This is a genomic window from Pseudomonas baltica (assembly GCF_014235765.1).
In the GTDB taxonomy this organism is placed as follows: Bacteria; Pseudomonadota; Gammaproteobacteria; order Pseudomonadales; family Pseudomonadaceae; genus Aquipseudomonas; species Aquipseudomonas baltica.
The window spans coordinates 901,414-918,318 of record NZ_JACMYH010000001.1 but is presented as its reverse complement, the minus strand read 5'-3'; the positions used below and the strand labels follow the sequence as shown (position 1 = coordinate 918,318).

The following is a 16,905-nucleotide window of genomic DNA, read 5'->3' as shown; positions in this document are numbered from 1 at the left end:
GTGGGAAAACGCCTGTCAGAACATACAGTTGGCGCCACGTCTTAAAGAGGGTTCACACCCTTTATTTTTCAGCATTTTTATAGAGGCACGGGATTACATGGAAATCGGTCTGCGCGAGTGGCTGATCCTCATCGGCATCATTGTCATTGCCGGTATTCTTTTCGACGGCTGGCGCCGGATGCGTGGCGGCAAGGGCAAGCTCAAGTTTCGCCTGGATCGCAACATCAACAACCTTCCCGAGGAAGACACGGGCGCCGAAGTGCTCGGTCCGCCTCGCGTACTCGATGCTCATAAAGAGCCGCAACTGGATGAGCATGACCTGCCGTCCATGAGCGCCCAGCGCGACGGCGGCAACCAGCGCGCCAAGCGCGAGCCGTCGGCCGACCACGCTGATCTCAACCTGGCCGTGGAGCCGGACGAGATCAAGGAGCCTCGCGAGGCCCGGCCGACCAAGCCTGCACGCGAGCCCAAGCCGGCCAAACCGCAGCCTGCGATGAAAGCGGCGCGTGACGCCCACGACGATTTCGCCAGCGAGGGCAAGGGTTTTTCCAGCAGCGGTGCCCCGGCCGTGGAGAAAGACCTGCCACCGGTCGAAGAGGTGCTGGTGATCAGCGTCATCTCGCGCAGCGAGAGCGGCTTCCGCGGCCCTGCGCTGCTGCAGAACATCCTGGAAAGCGGCCTGCGCTTCGGCGAAATGGACATTTTCCATCGTCACGAAAGCATGGCCGGCAATGGCGAAGTGCTGTTCTCCATGGCCAATGCGGTCAAGCCGGGCATCTTCGATCTGGACGATATCGACCATTTCAGCACCCGTGCCGTGAGCTTCTTCCTCGGTCTGCCAGGCCCGCGTCATCCCAAGCAGGCCTTCGACGTGATGGTGGCTGCGGCGCGCAAGCTGGCCCATGAACTGGACGGCGAGTTGAAGGACGATCAGCGCAGCGTGCTGACCGCGCAGACCATCGAGCACTACCGCCAGCGCATCGTCGAATTCGAACGCCGCGCCATGACTCACAAGCGCTAAGTCCGATACTGCCGCAGCCCGTGCCCTTGTAGGAGCGGGCAGTGCCCGCGAACGGAGCGCCGCCGAACCCCCAGATCCAACCCAAGAGCAGCCCAGGCTGCTCTTTTGCTTCAAGCGAGAACCGATCATGACCGACGCCACCCGTATCCTCGAACTGCGTGCCGAACTCGACCAGCACAATTACCGTTACCACGTGCTCGACGAACCCAGCATCCCCGACGCCGAATACGACCGTCTGTTCCATGAACTGAAAGCGCTCGAAGCCGCCCATCCCGAGCTGGTCACGCCCGACTCGCCCACGCAGCGCGTCGGCAACGCTGCACTGACAGCGTTCTCCCAGGTGCGCCACGAAATCCCCATGCTCAGCCTGGGCAACGCCTTCGAAGAGGTCGACCTGCGTGAATTCGACCGCCGCGTCACCGAAGGCCTCGACCTGCCCACCGGTGATCTGTTCGGCAGCGGCGCGGCCATCCACTACAGCTGCGAACCCAAGCTCGACGGCCTGGCTGTTTCCCTGCTGTATCAGGACGGCGCCCTGGTTCGCGGCGCCACCCGCGGCGATGGCACCACCGGCGAAGACATCAGTGTCAACGTGCGCACCATCCGCAATATCCCGCTCAAGCTGCACGGCAGTGGCTGGCCAGCGGTGCTGGAAGTGCGCGGCGAGGTGTACATGTCCAAGGCCGGCTTCGAGCGGCTCAACGCCAGCCAGATGGAAGTCGGCGGCAAGACCTTCGCCAACCCGCGCAACGCTGCGGCCGGCAGCCTACGTCAGCTCGACTCGAAGATCACCGCCAGCCGTCCCCTGGAGTTCTGCTGCTACGGCATCGGCCAAGTTACCGAAGACATCGCCACCACCCACACCGGCAACCTCGAACAGCTCAAGCAGTGGGGCATGCCGATCAGTCGCGAACTCAAGGTCGCGGAAAACATCGAGCAGTGCCTGGAGTACTACCACGACATCGGCGCCCGCCGAACCCAGTTGCCCTATGAAATCGACGGTGTGGTGTTCAAGGTCAACAGTGTGGCCTCTCAGCGCGAGCTGGGCTTTCGCGCGCGCGAGCCGCGCTGGGCCATTGCCCATAAATTCCCCGCCATGGAAGAGCTCACCGAACTGCTCGACGTGGAATTTCAGGTGGGCCGCACCGGCGCCGTTACACCCGTGGCGCGGCTCAAGCCGGTCAAGGTGGCCGGCGTCACGGTGGCCAACGCTACCCTGCACAACATGGACGAAGTGGCGCGCCTGGGCCTGATGATCGGCGATACCGTGATCATCCGTCGCGCCGGTGACGTCATTCCCCAGGTCATGCAGGTGGTGGTCGAACGTCGGCCGGACAACGCCCGTGCGGTTCAGGTGCCGGAAACCTGCCCGGTGTGCGGCTCCCATGTCGAGCGCACCCAGCTGGTCAAGCGCAGCAAGGGCAAGCAGACGGTCAGCGAAGGCGCGGTCTATCGCTGTGTCGGGCGGTTGGCCTGTGGTGCGCAACTCAAGCAGGCGATCATACATTTCGTCTCGCGGCGGGCGATGGACATCGACGGGCTCGGTGAAAAGAGCGTCGAGCAGTTGGTCGACGAAGGCCTGGTCAGTTCGCCCGCCGACCTCTACACGCTGCAGTTCGACGACGTGGTCAAGCTGGACGGCTTCGCCGAGGTGTCCAGCAACAACCTGCTCAAGGCCATCGCCGACAGCAAGCAGCCGAGCCTGGCACGCTTCATCTATGCCTTGGGCATCCCCGACGTGGGCGAGGAAACGGCCAAGGTGCTGGCGCGCTCCCTGGGCTCGCTGCAGCGCGTCAGCGAAGCGCTGCCGCAGGTGCTGACTTATCTGCCGGACGTCGGTTTGGAAGTGGCCTTCGAGATCCACAGCTTCTTCGAAGATCCGCACAACCGCAGCGTCATCCAGCAATTGCTCGAGCGCGGCCTGCAGTTGCAGGAGGAGGGCGACGTACACCCCGAGTACGCCGCCAGCACCACCCTGGCCGGCATGATCGCCAAGCTGGAGATCAATTCGGTAGGGCCGACTGGCGCCGAGAAGCTGGTGGCCAAGCTGGGCAGCCTGGACCAGATCATCGCCGCCGACGGCATCGACCTGCGCCAGGCGCTCAACGCCCGGCAGGCGGAGGCGGTGCGCGAGTACTTCAAGGAGCCGCGTAACGCCGAGACGGCCAAGGCCGTGGAAGCGCAGTTGCAAGCCTTCGGCATGCACTGGGCGAGCGAGAAAAAAGTCGTCGAAGGCCTGCCCCTGGCGGGGCAGACGTGGGTACTGACCGGCTCGCTGGAGCAGATGAGCCGCGACGAAGCCAAGCAGAAGCTCGAAGCCCTTGGGGCCAAGGTCTCCGGCTCGGTTTCCGCCAAGACCCACACCGTGGTGGCAGGCCCCGGCGCCGGCTCTAAATTGGCCAAAGCCAGCGAACTGGGCATCAAGGTCCTCGACGAAGAGCAGTTCCTGAAGTTTCTTGACAATATGTAACATCATGACATGACGCACCCCAAGTTTGCCCCAAACTGCGATGCACCCCAGCAATCAGAGCCCAGGGCCACCCCCCCCTGTAGCAGCGGCGCAAGCCGCGTCCGGTTCTACCGCGTTCATTCAGACTGACTGCGGCCACCGTCGACGCGGCTCGCGCCGCTGCTACATGACCTTCTTCAACCTCCCATCCGCATTTCCGCCCAACCTCCACCGCAAATGAAACCTTTCCCACGCCGGCAAGCTCTAGTCATGGCAGGCCACCGGAGATCGCCATGTATCGTTTTTTCGAACAACTCAGCACCCGAATCACCGCACCATTCGCCAAACCGGAAAACCGTCACAGCAAGGTATGGGAATGCACCTGCGGACAGTCGATCTTCTTCCGCAACAGCCAGTGCCTGGCATGTGATGCCTTGCTCGGTTTCTGGCCGGCCAAGAACGTGCTGTCCACGCTCGACGCCGGCCCCGAAGCAGGCAGCTGGCGCCTGCATGCCGCCCCCGACGCAGGCCTGTTCCGCCGCTGCGCCAACCTCGATACCCCCGCAGCCTGCAACTGGCTGGTACCGGCAGAGAAGGGGCCCGCAGCCCTGTGCACCGCCTGCAACCTGAACCGGACCATCCCCGACCTGAGCATTCCGGAAAACCCCGAACACTGGCGCAAGGTTGAAACAGCCAAGCGCCGTCTGATCGCGCAACTGATCAACCTCGGCCTGCCGGTCATCGCCAAGACCGAAGACGAAGCCACCGGCCTGGCGTTCGACTTCATCGGCACCGACCTCAATGGCAACGCGCCCACCACTGGCCACGCCAATGGCCTGGTTACCCTGGATATCAAGGAAGCCGACGACGCCCACCGGGAAAAGGTCCGCGTGCAGATGCGCGAACCGTACCGCACGCTGCTCGGACACTTCCGGCACGAAGTAGGGCACTACTACTGGGACCGGCTGATCGCCGACACTCACTGGGTGGCCGACTACCGCCGCCTGTTCGGCGATGAAAGCCAAAGCTACGCCGACGCGCTGCAGCGCCATTACGACCAGGGTGCCCCGGCCGATTGGCAACAGAACTTCGTCAGTGCCTACGCCACCATGCACCCATGGGAAGACTGGGCGGAAACCTGGGCTCACTACCTGCACATGATGGACGCGGTGGACACCGCGTTGGGCTTCGGCATGAGCGCCAAGGAAATGGACCTCGACTACACGCCGTTCCCCTTGGCCACCCTGTACGACCCGGACCACACCAGCGGCCCGGCATTCCTCGCGTTCGTCAACGCCTGGATCGAACTGGCCGGCATGCTAAACGAACTTTCCCGCGCCATGGGCCAGCCCGACTTCTACCCCTTCGTGCTGCCACCGGCCGTGATCGCCAAGCTGCACTTCATCCACGTCGTCGTCCAGGAAGCCGGCGGCCGCGCCGACGACGTCCTGCAGGTGTGACAAACCGGCCGATGCCCGCACACCCCCCCTGTGGGAGCGGGCTCTGCCCGCGAAGAGGCCCGCACATTCACCGCCTGATCCGAAATGTGCACCGCCCATTCATACGCTTTCGCGGGCAGGGCCCGCTCCCACGAAGGCGGGGTAGCGCTGCTGCAAAGAGAGCTGCTGTCTCTAGAGCGCAAGCACGAACCTGCGCTCATAACCAATCCGTCCACGGTACGCTTCACCGCGATCCACCCACCCCAGCGCCTTGTACAACCCAATGCCCGCCACATTGTCAGCATCCACCGACAACTCCAGCTGTTGCACCCCAGGCCACGCACCGCGCGCTGCATCAGGCAGGCCTTGCAGACAAGCCCGCCCCAGCCCACGTCCCTGCATGCGCCGATCCACCTGCAATGCATGCAAGGTCGCCGCCTGCGGATGCGCCCATTCCGGCACGAATCGTCCATGCTTGAGCAGCAGAAATCCTTTCGGCACCTCATCCACCAGCAGCGCGAAACCTTGGATCTCACCATCGGTGCAGCCCAGCAAGGTATACAGCGCCATGTCCACATCCCCGGCATACTGCCTCTGCTCCGGGCGAATCTCGATATCCATCAATTGCTGCAGCTGTGTAGGCGACAAGTCGGGGTAGGGCGTCAGAACATTCATCGCAAGCACCAGGCAGGGGACATGTTGCGACGTTACCAATTCACATCACGGCTGTCGCTTGTCTTGCGCGCAAGCAATCCGCGCCTACGCTGTACCGTACAAACCAGTCCACGCCAAGTCCCTGACAGCCCTACAAATTTTATCTCGCGCAACGGGTTGTAACTTCTGTCAGGACCGGTACAATGGCCCCCGCTCGCTACCAAGCGAGTGTCGTTATGGTGACCCTGCCGGTCCCCCCGCAACGATTACCCGTGAACCTGGTCAGATCCGGAAGGAAGCAGCCACAGCGGGAACATTGTGTGCCGGGGTGTGGCTGGTAGGGTTGCCACCTATCTCTAAATTCTTGAATTTTCAAGGATTTATCAGTAAGAAATCTCGAAGTGTGACAGCGTTTAGGTACACCTAAGTGGCGCACTATACCGAGCATTTTAGCGGATTTACTCCCCCCTCCAAAGTCTTTGTTTCAACTCTTGATCGGTCGCCCATGGTTATTTTGATTTGCCCTGGCTAACCTTTAGGTTTCGGAACGGCATGCTAGTGCGGTGGTTGGATTCGCTGGTATTGAGATGAAGTCAGCACTACTGGCAAAATGCCAACGCGCTACAAGAGCGAAGCCCTATGTTGCACGCAGCTTTCATTCATATATGCGGGGAGGGCAGAACTGCGCATCTCGCTCACCATATTCTAAGCAGATTCGCACTACGCTGAAACTTCTGCATTTTTCGAGCCATGATTGCAGTCTTCGTATTTCGCGGGCAAAAGACGCCTTGGCGGCTCGGGGACGGCGTCGGTGGATTGAATGGAATTGACGACTAACAGTCGGAGTGGCACATTGTTACCCCAGCTACACGTTCAGCTCAAAAGGACTTGAATAATGAAATTTTCGACTATAATCCTTCTATCGCTAGCAATTTCGGGCTGCGTATCAGCCCCTCAAAATCGTGCCGGTGTTGTCTACAGTTCCACGGCAGGCATGACCGAGCTGGTAGACCCAACGGCTGCAGAACTGGCCTCAGCGGACGCGGGTAAATATCCGCAGAATTATGAAGAAATTGTAAAGAACTGGGCCAGTGATAGCCTCAAAGATCCGCAGTCTGCGGTGTTCAAAGGCATTAGCAAACCCCGCAAAGAGTTCATATATGCACAGCGTAAGCCGGTGTTTGGATATACTGTTTGCGCCACGATCAACGCCAAGAACTCATACGGCGGATACACAGGGAACAAGATGTATTGGATGTTGATCAGAGATGGCGTAGTGCTACGGCATGGTCTCTTAGGAACTGCGGGGGGCGGACTTATTTCCATTAATCACCACGTTAACTGTAACGATGGCGTCTGATCTGACCGCGCCGCTCCTACTTGGGAACAGCTAGTTAGGGATCAACTCGGCCTTGCTCGATTCCGGTATCACCAAAAATTTGTACCTGTCGACTGGGATGGCCACTATCAAGCCTACTTCGTCAATTGCAGTTATCGACTGCAGCTCTGCTATGCAAGGTTGTGCTTATGGTAGCTATAACTAGTATAGGAAAAAAATGCGTGCTTAGCCTAAGCAAGCGAGAGATAATAACTCAGGTCGCGGTTGCGCAAGGCGAGAGATCGGACGTGCCCATCTGCCCATAGTTGCTCAATCAATGCGTCGAGAATCAGTACTGGATACTTAGAGGGCACTATGCGTCTGCTCGACATCAGAGTAAGAAATTTCCGGAAATTTTGTGATCTAACTATTACTGAGATTCCGTCAACCGCCAAATTAGTGGTTTTGACTGGGCCAAACGGTTCAGGCAAGTCGTCTCTCTTCGATGCTTTACTGCTAAAGTATCGAATAGATAGTCAATACGGTTGGACCGAGGACGCTAAATACTACAATCGGCCTCAGGAAGAGCTCGTTAACTTACATTCCAGGATCTCGCTAACCACCGACTCCGGCAATGGATTCAGTCAGGGAAACCTTTACGTACGCAGTGCGTATAGGAGCGACCATGAGTTTTCTATCTACTCTCTCCAACGACAGGGACCCGTGCTCGCAAGCCTAAATCTGGCACGGCTAATTGAGCCGGACGCTACGGTAAGTGTCAACTACCAGCGCCTTGCCTCGCAGGCGATGGAGGACATATTCGTCAACGAGTCATCTGCTACGACTATGGGAGATTATCGCGAGAAGTTGATTGGAGAAGTACAAAAGCCGTTCAAGCGATTGTTCCCCGATTTAACCTTTACCGGCATTGGTAATCCTCTTGCAGACGGGTCGTTCCAGTTCAGTAAAGGTACCTCGACGGGCTTCGACTACAAGAATCTTTCTGGGGGTGAAAAGGCCTCTTTTGACATGATTCTTGATCTAGTCGTCAAACGTCGCAGCTATGTAGATGCTGTGTATTGCATAGACGAACCAGAAATCCACATGAATACGCGGTTGCAGGGTGCATTGCTCCAAGAGCTCATCAATCTGCTCCCTGATAACTCCCAGCTCTGGATCGCGTCCCACTCTATCGGGATGATGCGAAAAGCACGCGAGATGTACGACGCTGCCCCTTCTTCGGTCGCGTTCGTAGATTTTAGTGGTCACGATTTTGACCAAGCTATTACATTGACTCCGAGCAGGCCCACACGTGCCTTTTGGGAAGGGGTAATGCATGTTGCCCTCGACGATCTCACTGCACTTGTCGCGCCCAAGCTAGTCGTCATCTGTGAAGGCAACCCAAAGGGTATGATAGCTGGAAAAAATACCGACCATGACGCTCGGATCTATAATTCGATCTTCAATGATGAGATGCCCGACACTATGTTCATTTCTGCGGGGAACTCGAAGGAAGTGCAGAATGATTTCATCGGACTTGCCACAGTTTTACCAAAACTCGCCCCTGGCATCCAAATAAACCGCCTGATTGACTTGGACGATCATGCTCCAGATGACGTTGCGGAATTCAAAAGCAAAGGTATACGTGTCTTAAGTCTCCGGCACCTCGAGGCTTATCTCTATGACGACGAGGTATTAATCGCCCTTTGTGAGTCCCAAGGGAAACCAGGAATGGCCGCAGACTTGATTGCGGCGAAAGCTAGAGCGATCGAGAGCGTAGTAAGCCAAGGGCATTCTGCAGATGACGTTAAGAAGGCTGCGGGCAGCATATACAATTCGGCAAAGAAAATTCTTTCTCTAACGCAGGCTGGAAACGATGCACTGGCATTCGCGCGAAACACTTTATCGAAGCTGGTCAAACCCGGGATGGTAGTCTATGAAAAACTACGCGAGGACATATTCAATACAGGCTAACTCTGATTTTTCAAAGGGTTGCACGTTGGATCCGATATCCAAATCAAACTAAGAAAATTGCTGGAAAAGTTGGAGCCCTAGGCTGATTAATTTGATTTGTAACCTGCAGAACGGGTCGGAGGTTTGGCCAGCACTGCCGGATCGTCTCAATCTACGGATGCCATTCTCGACGTGTCAAGACCGTGTCTGGCGTAAGGTTTTGAATTTCACAGGTAGACTTGGCTTTGACAGGAGACTGTTCTTGATCGTCGTAGCCGCTCCGCCATACACCCGCTGCGTAGACGATCACGCATATAGTGTGTAATTGATCGCGTGCTTCCGCCTGCAAGGCCTTTGTAGATAGCTTATTGAACCTGTCTCGCAGTCTTGAACCGAATAGATGCGTACGACTGTCTCCGCTGCTTCGTTCAACGTCACGCAAGCCGCGATGAAAATCACCGCTAATTACCAGTCGGGTAGGAATTTGCGCCACCCGTGTATGGTCCTGCTATTTGTCGTAGGTCCTATGGTCGACAGCTGTATGCAATCCTGTCTTTCGCAGCTCTCACGGCAGAATATTTATGTTAAGGGCGCTGGCGGACGCACGTCAGAGCACTTCAAGTGGTGACGCCTATTGCACTAATAAATCCTCATGTGCAGTAGGGTAGGATCTACGTACCAGAAAGGGCTCACGGATCTTCCCATTCACTCTCATGGTCTCGCCCGCTAGCTTACAGATATCTGTGTGAGTCTATTACAGTTCCTTCCGTGGAAATTAGGTTCAGAAGGCATTATATTATCCTTTCGAGCTGTTTGGCTCAGGGGAGTGTGCCTTGTCCATCCGCGCCTGTCTATTTGCCATTAATTCGATCACATCGTGTTAGCTGCGTTCTCTTACGCCGCGGCGCTACAGACCGGCGCCATTCAGTTTACTATACTAAATGGCGTTCGGCAGCCTCCCATCCAAAGCAGCCCCCCGTATGGGATCGCTGATAGCCGAGCCAAGTGATCGGTTGGCCTGGATTTCAGGCAAAACTCGCTGAGCTCTCAGTCAGGCATATCAAGATCTAGCTCCGCTCAACAAGATCTATAAGGCGTAAATAGCGCGAGTCTGACATCAGGCTAGGCTCGGTTTCTAATATCAGAGCTAGCACCTTCGGTAACTCATATGGCGGACGGGTAAGAATCTGCGGCGTTACTCTATTCATCAAATCTAGCGTTGCTTCAGGGAACAAAACGGTAATCGGCTTTTGATCGTTCAGCTCTCGAGTAAATCGATAGAATGGATACTCATTTGTCTCCACCGGTACCAAGAATTTCTTTACCGCTTCATATACCGCGGGGAAACTATCGCCGGTGTCATCAAGTAGGTTTATCCAGGCTCTCATCGATGCGGAGGTCCTGTATCGGCGTTCTCTCGGCCACTCCTCGTTGATTAAGGGAATGACGTGTCTGGTCCAGCCACTCTCGTTTTCCTGTCCGAACTGGCCTAACCAGGAAATGAACCTGCTCCGGATATCATCAGACATTGCTCGAAAAACAGAACGCATTTCGCCTTTTACAAGACCACTCGGCTCATCCTGGTAAAACATGCGCATGAAGCCCAGCCATGCGGCGGCTACACTTAAAAGATCGCGATCCCATGAAAATCCTTCGATCCACGGGAATAGGTCAAGCAGGAGCGGTTTGATGATCTCTAGCAACGGCGGCAAAGGAACGCTCCCGCTACTAAGAAACCCGTTCCATGCTGGTTCCGAAGCCGGATGCTCGAACACCAACATTGGAATAAGGTGATTCCCGGACCAGGCTGGGTCTACGAACATGAGCCAGTTCAACTTATTGCTCGCTATTGACACGGCATGATCTGATCCCTCACCTGGCGCCGCAAAGAGGCGTTCGACACGAGACTTGATGTGATCTGGGATTGTTGAGCATGCCTTCTGTTTCTCTCCGGGCACTGCGTGGAAAAGGGCGTTAGTGCACATGCCGACAGGGCTGTTGATTGCATGCATATATGTACGCCTGGACTGCTCAATGAGCTTTCCACCTTGGCGCATTTCGCCAAGACCGCTTTTCGCGGCCTCTACCGCACCGCTCAGGATGCCATCAACGATATGATCGTAGACTGCCCAGCCGAGATCATCATCAAACGCAAGGACTGCGACCAGGTTCTTTTCGAGCCATTGGCTCATGGTAAGGCTCAGCTTGGCGATCACTTCATGTGGTAGTCGCGCTAGTCGGTTCAAGAATACCCGTCTCAACCTGGGCGTAATGTCTTCAGGAAGTTCATTGATCATGGACGACCAGAACGCCTCTGGGTAGTCGTCATCTTTTCCTGCAATTGTCAGAGCAGACAACGCTTTGCGCGGATTGGCTTTCACCAAACCAGTGAAAGGCCGGTTCTCGGTCAAGCTACCAAAATCACGGTTCAGTTCTTCCTTTGCCCTGGAGACTACCAAGTTAACGGGAAGGTCCAAAACTGCATCTGGTTTCTCATCCGTACCGACCCAGCCCGTATGAATGCCCCGTTCGACCACCGTCGAGTTCGCCCAAGCGTCGCTCCAACCAAAAATACCTCCGATCATCTCGGCTAGCCGCTCACTGCAAGCTGCCGTGAGTTCACAACCCTGTAGTTCGAGATACCGGGCGTATTTGGCGGCTATGTTAACCCGCAGCTTATGGAACTCTTCATCAGACCAGTGAGACGGCTGATCGGGGCCCGTCAAGATGCGGTTGGTGAGTTGACTCTGGCTGTCCTGAGAGAATTCTCCCCATCGGTCCACGAGCAGGAAAAGAAGCTCTCGGGCCACATTGATGTCCCAGAATACCTCCTGATCTAAGAACAAGAGTTGCTCGGCAACCGAGTCGGCCTCGAAGAGGTTTACTTTACTGTAAGCATAGAGTTTGAGTTTTCGGAAGAAAAATCGCTCCGTGGCTGGCCAAGTCGTTGCGTGTGCCTTTGCCAGTTCTGGCCATCTACTGGTCATCTGGTCAAAAAGCTGCACAAACCAAGCCACGGCCTGCGAAGTATTCGTGATGTAAGCTTTCCCGTCGACCTGCCGTTTCGGATAGCATGTGGGTGTACGAAAGTAGGTGGTTCCGATATCCCCTAATAGCCCTGAGGCAACCGCAAGTTGTTCCTGCAGGATGCCAAATACCTGTGGTAGTAGTTCGTCGGGGATGTCTAATTTTTCGTTGTGCTTATCTAGGAACCTTACTTCGAACTGTCCGAGATCGCCGAGGCGAATGTCCTCCCAAGATAACAACGGAGGCCTCGTCTGCCCCAAGCCGAATGATCGCTTGATATCCAATCGCGGTGTCCCAATTTTCCGAAACTCTCTCAGTACAACAGCCGTCCATCCCTCTGTATCAATTCGTGCCATCAAGCCAAACCATTCGCCACTCCATTGACGAGTGCGAGGATCTCGATGGTATTCAAGGATGAGATTCCAGATATGACGAGCTCGATCGTTAAGAACCTTCGAATGATCCAATTGCCACTCGATCTGCTGCAGAAGTCGTGGATGGAGACCGCTCTGACGAATGGTCCACCAGGCAAGCACAGGGCTTTCGATGGCCTTACTGATCCACGAGATAAGGTGGCCTAGCCTAGTCGGCGTCGCCTCGAAACCTTCTGCCTGTCGCCCACCCAACCGATGAAACTCATGCGGATAGTCGTCTCCGTCGCGCCAGACTAAGAGATTGTCGTTGCTGACACCTTGTCTACGGTCATCCTCAGATATATCGCCCAGATCGTCATCAAGACCGTAAGCGCCCATAGGGTCAAAGCCCTCTGCATCCGCGCCATGGCCGCGACTTGGTTTGTCGGACCGAACATACGCATCCATCACACATAACCATTCAGGGTGAGGCGCCGGAACAGCTTCCGCGAACAATCTCGCTCCCTGAACCGAGCGAAGGACATGAGCAACTTGGCCACGCTCATGAGGGGTAAGAATCTTGGGGTCCCGGTGGCTTTGCGCGATTGTGGATGCACGCCACCTGCGCGGGTCATCGGCCCGTTCTGCCCAAGCTTCCATGCTCGTCCATAGGTCCGAGTGATCGGAATAGGCTATGGCTGTAACCCCTCGGTCACGCCATTTGGCTTCGATGTCCTCAGGAAGCCCACGGTCAAAAGCATAGAGTCGTGACCGATCATACTGGCCGTCATGGTTGAGGCCCTGAAGAAGATATTTGACGGGAGGGTCTTCCGCCTTATACCCAACTAAAACGACGGTATGACGTTCGAGGAGGTGCCTGATGAAATTGGTGGCCCATCCTTCTGAGAGGTAAGCACGTCCGAAGTCCGCACTGCTCAGCACGTAGGGATGAGTTTCGGAGGCTGGACCTACCAGTCGCCCGTGAAGATACGTGATCCCTTCTATCGTCGATCCGAAGTTCAGATCAGGAAAAGCAGGTGGCACATGCCAGGCAAGACTCCCTCCCGTTTGTCCTGCCTCGAACAACCGGTCGAAGTTCGTCGTGACAATTTGTGGCACGCCGCTCTGACTCGAAGAAATCCGTTTGATCAGATCGTGCTCACGTCCAGCATCTTTAATTGGCAGAGCGGCACTCAGTCGCTCTGTGACCAGAGCGTTAACTTCATCCTTGCCGTACTCAAGGTGGAGGAGGTTGAAAATTTGGTCGAGCGGGACATTCGCTGCAGACTGGCCCTCCAGCCATGGCCGAAACGCGACCATGATGTCTGAGTCGGCTGGCGGTTCAAAGAATTCTATAACGTGCCTAGTAAGGCCGACGAAAGTAGGCATTCCAGATGGTAACGAAACTCCAGCACCGCACAGAAACACGACGCGGCCAGCGTCACAGCGCTCCAAAAGGGTATCTGGTATCGAGGGGCCATCGGGATGGAATCTCATAGGCTGAATTTCTCACTGCTGTTTAAGGTTGTATTGTTGGATCGACCAGTATGCCGTCGACGGTAGGTCCACAGATACCGCATTGCACAGTGAGTGTATCGACAGTGCCCGCCGTCTCCATCGCAAAAAGTATCGGCAGGTGCAGATTTGCCACGGGCATTCGCACCTCCGAATGGTCGCTAACGGCTTGTTAGGTATGTCGTAGGTGCCGTGGGAGATCTTCGATCATCGCCGATGTTGGGTCTAGAGAATTTCTCCGAACGAAGATGGCATTCGGATTTCCTTATATCCCAGCTGGATATTTGCTTGAGGGTGTCGCAGGACGCATCAACATCGCCAGGCCGTGAAACTTCGGGTTGACGCTTTTTGGGCCTTTGGAAGCGATAGTAAGAATCGGACCAAAATATGGTGTGGTCATGCTCTGGCGGGGTGGCCTTCTTCAACTTAGTGTGGCGGCCTCCCTAACCCCTTTTGGGGCTACTAGATCGCTGACAACCACGATTCTCAAATATCCAAGGGTCCACAGATGTTTACGCATCGTTGCCAGGCACGCACCATAGTCCCTCAATGGTTGATGTTATGAGGATCCTTCTTTTTATGCGGGTGTGCGTTGCGCCAAACTCAGCTCTCGTCTGATACGGTACACGGTGGCTACGCCGCATTTGGCCAGAATCGCGACCTCATCCGCAGACATCTTCGGATGCTTCTCCATCAGCCGCTGAACGGCTTCCCACTTAGCTACGTTCCTCCCTTTCCCGGTGGGCCTCCATTCAGGCTCAGCATTACGTTTGTTTTGCAGACCTTGGCGGATACGTTCAATACGCTTCTCTTGGTCCAGGCGGCTCATGGTTGCCATCAGGTCGATAAGCATTCCGTTGATCACATCCATTATTTGGCCTGTGGTCCCTCTGTCCTGAAGGAGCACATGGCTGGTGGGCAAGTCAGCCACAATTAGGCGCAGGCCTTTGGCCTTGATAGTTGCCTTCAAAGTGTCCCAGTCGGTCTGCGAAAGACGGCTCAGGCGGTCAACAGACTCGACTAATAGAACTTCGCCCGAGGCAGCAGCGTTGAGCAGAGCTATCAACTGAGGTCGGTTGAGTTTCGTCCCGCTGATGTTCTCCGCGTACACGCCGATGATGCTCAGTCCCTTTTCAGCGGCAAATTGCTCCAAGGCTGCCTTTGCCCGGTTGGCATCTTGGTCTTTTGTCGATGCTCGTAAGTAGAGATGGGCATCCATGGGTTTCTATCCTTTGACGTGGTTTTGGATAGCTATATGATAATTCGCTCATATGTCTATCTGCAATGGTTATCTGAGACCGATTAGGTACTAGTTGGGCAGCTACCGATTAGGTCTAGTCCTTTGATAGGCTTACTTCCTGGCCCAACAAAACCAGTTGACAAATCTCACAAAATAGAGACTTTTCAAGTTGGGTAGCTTTGCTAAGCGTCCATTGCGTGTGCAGTTGCTGCGGTGGCAATCTGCCGATCATGACTATGAACGGAGCAGCGGTGATGGCATTGATTGATTGTTACGAGTGTAGAAAGCAAGTCAGCGACACCGCCCTCGCTTGCCCAAGCTGTGGGGCTCTCGCAAGACGCGTCGGTCCAGCCTATTGTGAGAAATCGACGTTAGGACCTTTCCATAAGGTGCTCATTGCGTGCTTATTCATCGGGGCGGCCGCATTCGGCTTCTGCATTGGTTTCATTGCGCTATCCAATGGATGAGGGTCTTGCTACCCATGCCATGCCGTGCAGTCTAGGTCGTGCGAGATTTCAGAAGTCCAGGTGGGCAAACTTCGGACAGTCGAGCGCTCTACTCACTGATCCATTTCAAAAAGGCATCTCCCTCAGGAGTCAGAACACATACCAACTCTGTAGCGTCTTCGCTCGGCACTATCTTGGCTCGTACATAACCAGCCCTGAGCAGTGTCTGAACGAGAAAGAGACATTCGCCGTGGAGGGGGAGAGGCTTCCCTTCGCTTGCTAGCTGAAGTAATGCGGGGGTGTGAGGTACTTGAAAGTCCATAGTAGTCTCCTTGACAGTGTCGGTTCAGGTCCAGTCTGCTCCGTGCTCCGTGCTCCGTGCTGCGGCGAAGCTTGTACACGTATAGTCCAACAAGCTGACCCAGGCTCTCGTCCAACCCCAGAGTTCAGCCAGATCGTGGCTGCACCATAGAGCAGCTCTCGTGCTGTCAGATAGCATAGATCCTGATGAGCAATGGTGAGGCCTGGGAAGACCGAAGACGGACTACGGTGCTGAATTTCCGTCGACAAGCTTTCTGTGTGGTAACCGGCTTGACTCCCCACCGCTGTATCCCAGCAAAACAGAGGCTATGGTGTGCTTCACGTTGCCACTACGATCATCGATTTATGGCGGCGAATTGGATAAGCGATTAGTTTTTTTGCACCTGCTAACTAGATCAGGATGGACCGATCGTGCGGTTCACCAGGGCTTCTACGTCTACTACAAGTGCAGAGGGCTGGCATTTCAACGCTGCCGCCAGCTTGAAGATCATGGGCAGGGTCGGTTGGTGCACGCCCCTCTCGATCAGACTGATGTAGTTGCGTTGCACACCAGCTTCAAGCGCCAATTGCTCTTGTGTGAGACATGCGCTTTTCCTGCGATCGCGGAGAACCTTCCCAAATGCCAACCCTTCGTCCAAACCGTACATCCTCTACGTGAGGGTGCACTGTCGATGGATCGGCAAGCCGAGTCTTCACAGTATACTGTGAATATCTCATTGTTCGTGGCATGATTGCCTTCCCTGGAGGTGGGACAGAACACGCCTCCATCATCATCGAACCGCTCGGAGAGCGGGCGTGAGGCATAGGAGAGGTACGGGTGAAGGTCAGATCGAAGGGTTTGGTGGTGGCAGGTGTTGTGCTTCTTGTAGCCGGTTGTGCTCAACCTCGGTACCAGTTCTTCAAGGATGGCAGCACGCAACGAGAATTTTCCCAAGACGACGCAGCTTGTGGAGTCCAGACATCCAACGTGCAGATGGCGGACTGGGAGTACAGAGGCACGATCATGGAAGGTGCCAATATCAAGTCCAAGCAGCAGCAGGTGTACTTGGCATGCATGACTGCGAAGGGATACGACCGTCGGCAAGTGCAGTGATCGACTAGCAAAAGGGTGGCTGTTCCGCCATAGCAGATCTTCGTATCGATAGGTTCGATGCAGAGACAGGGCTCGG

General features: G+C 55.7%; 9 protein-coding genes and 1 other RNA gene. 6 read left to right on the top strand and 4 right to left on the bottom strand.

Annotated elements, in window-relative coordinates; all coding sequences use genetic code 11:
• Nucleotides 1-97 precede the first annotated feature (97 nt).
• The 3 genes from zipA to H7993_RS04010 all read left to right on the top strand — a co-directional run bounded on the left by zipA (nt 98) and on the right by H7993_RS04010 (nt 4,930).
• On the top strand, nt 98-1,021 hold the full coding sequence (gene zipA / locus H7993_RS04020; protein WP_122478420.1) for a cell division protein ZipA: 924 nt from the start codon (nt 98-100) through the stop codon (nt 1,019-1,021).
• A gap of 127 nt (nt 1,022-1,148) precedes the next feature.
• Nucleotides 1,149-3,491, top strand: coding sequence for an NAD-dependent DNA ligase LigA (gene ligA / locus H7993_RS04015; RefSeq protein WP_185793526.1), 2,343 nt, complete (start codon nt 1,149-1,151; stop codon nt 3,489-3,491).
• A gap of 272 nt (nt 3,492-3,763) precedes the next feature.
• Nucleotides 3,764-4,930, top strand: a complete 1,167-nt coding sequence (locus H7993_RS04010) for a zinc-binding metallopeptidase family protein (protein ID WP_185793525.1) — start codon at nt 3,764-3,766, stop codon at nt 4,928-4,930.
• Nucleotides 4,931-5,101: 171 nt separating this feature from the next.
• On the opposite strand, the gene H7993_RS04005 is transcribed toward H7993_RS04010, so the two are convergent.
• Nucleotides 5,102-5,584, bottom strand: coding sequence for a GNAT family N-acetyltransferase (locus H7993_RS04005; protein WP_185793524.1), 483 nt, complete (start codon nt 5,582-5,584; stop codon nt 5,102-5,104).
• Nucleotides 5,585-5,809: 225 nt separating this feature from the next.
• Here H7993_RS04005 and ffs point away from each other — a divergent pair.
• The 3 genes from ffs (at nt 5,810) to H7993_RS03990 (ending at nt 8,855) form a co-directional block, all read left to right on the top strand.
• Nucleotides 5,810-5,906, top strand: an RNA gene (gene ffs, locus H7993_RS04000) — signal recognition particle sRNA small type.
• A gap of 552 nt (nt 5,907-6,458) precedes the next feature.
• Nucleotides 6,459-6,923, top strand: coding sequence for a hypothetical protein (locus tag H7993_RS03995; RefSeq protein ID WP_185793523.1), 465 nt, complete (start codon nt 6,459-6,461; stop codon nt 6,921-6,923).
• Between the two features lie 333 nt (nt 6,924-7,256).
• Nucleotides 7,257-8,855 carry an AAA family ATPase gene (locus H7993_RS03990; protein ID WP_185793522.1) on the top strand — a complete coding sequence of 533 codons (1,599 nt, stop codon included), beginning with the start codon at nt 7,257-7,259 and terminating at the stop codon, nt 8,853-8,855.
• 1,046 nt (nt 8,856-9,901) lie between these two features.
• Here H7993_RS03990 and H7993_RS03985 read toward each other — a convergent pair.
• From H7993_RS03985 to H7993_RS03975, 3 genes are all read right to left on the bottom strand, one after another.
• Entirely contained in the window at nt 9,902-13,534 is a 3,633-nt protein-coding gene (locus H7993_RS03985) for an SIR2 family protein (RefSeq protein ID WP_244646836.1), read from the bottom strand.
• A 772-nt stretch (nt 13,535-14,306) separates the two neighbouring features.
• Nucleotides 14,307-14,948, bottom strand: coding sequence for a recombinase family protein (locus H7993_RS03980; RefSeq protein ID WP_185793520.1), 642 nt, complete (start codon nt 14,946-14,948; stop codon nt 14,307-14,309).
• A gap of 1,183 nt (nt 14,949-16,131) precedes the next feature.
• The gene (locus tag H7993_RS03975) at nt 16,132-16,374 is read right to left on the bottom strand and encodes a helix-turn-helix domain-containing protein (protein WP_206682956.1); all 243 of its coding nucleotides are present in this window, start codon (nt 16,372-16,374) and stop codon (nt 16,132-16,134) included.
• Nucleotides 16,375-16,905: the final 531 nt, after the last annotated feature.

Excerpts from the sequence above, each read along its gene's own strand:
- zipA (WP_122478420.1), top strand. The coding sequence starts at position 98 with ATGGAAATCGGTCTGCGCGAGTGGCTGATCCTCATCGGCATCATTGTC.
- ligA (WP_185793526.1), top strand. The coding sequence starts at position 1,149 with ATGACCGACGCCACCCGTATCCTCGAACTGCGTGCCGAACTCGACCAG.
- H7993_RS04010 (WP_185793525.1), top strand. The coding sequence starts at position 3,764 with ATGTATCGTTTTTTCGAACAACTCAGCACCCGAATCACCGCACCATTC.
- H7993_RS04005 (WP_185793524.1), bottom strand. The coding sequence starts at position 5,584 with ATGAATGTTCTGACGCCCTACCCCGACTTGTCGCCTACACAGCTGCAG.
- H7993_RS03995 (WP_185793523.1), top strand. The coding sequence starts at position 6,459 with ATGAAATTTTCGACTATAATCCTTCTATCGCTAGCAATTTCGGGCTGC.
- H7993_RS03990 (WP_185793522.1), top strand. The coding sequence starts at position 7,257 with ATGCGTCTGCTCGACATCAGAGTAAGAAATTTCCGGAAATTTTGTGAT.
- H7993_RS03985 (WP_244646836.1), bottom strand. The coding sequence starts at position 13,534 with ATGGTCGCGTTTCGGCCATGGCTGGAGGGCCAGTCTGCAGCGAATGTC.
- H7993_RS03980 (WP_185793520.1), bottom strand. The coding sequence starts at position 14,948 with ATGGATGCCCATCTCTACTTACGAGCATCGACAAAAGACCAAGATGCC.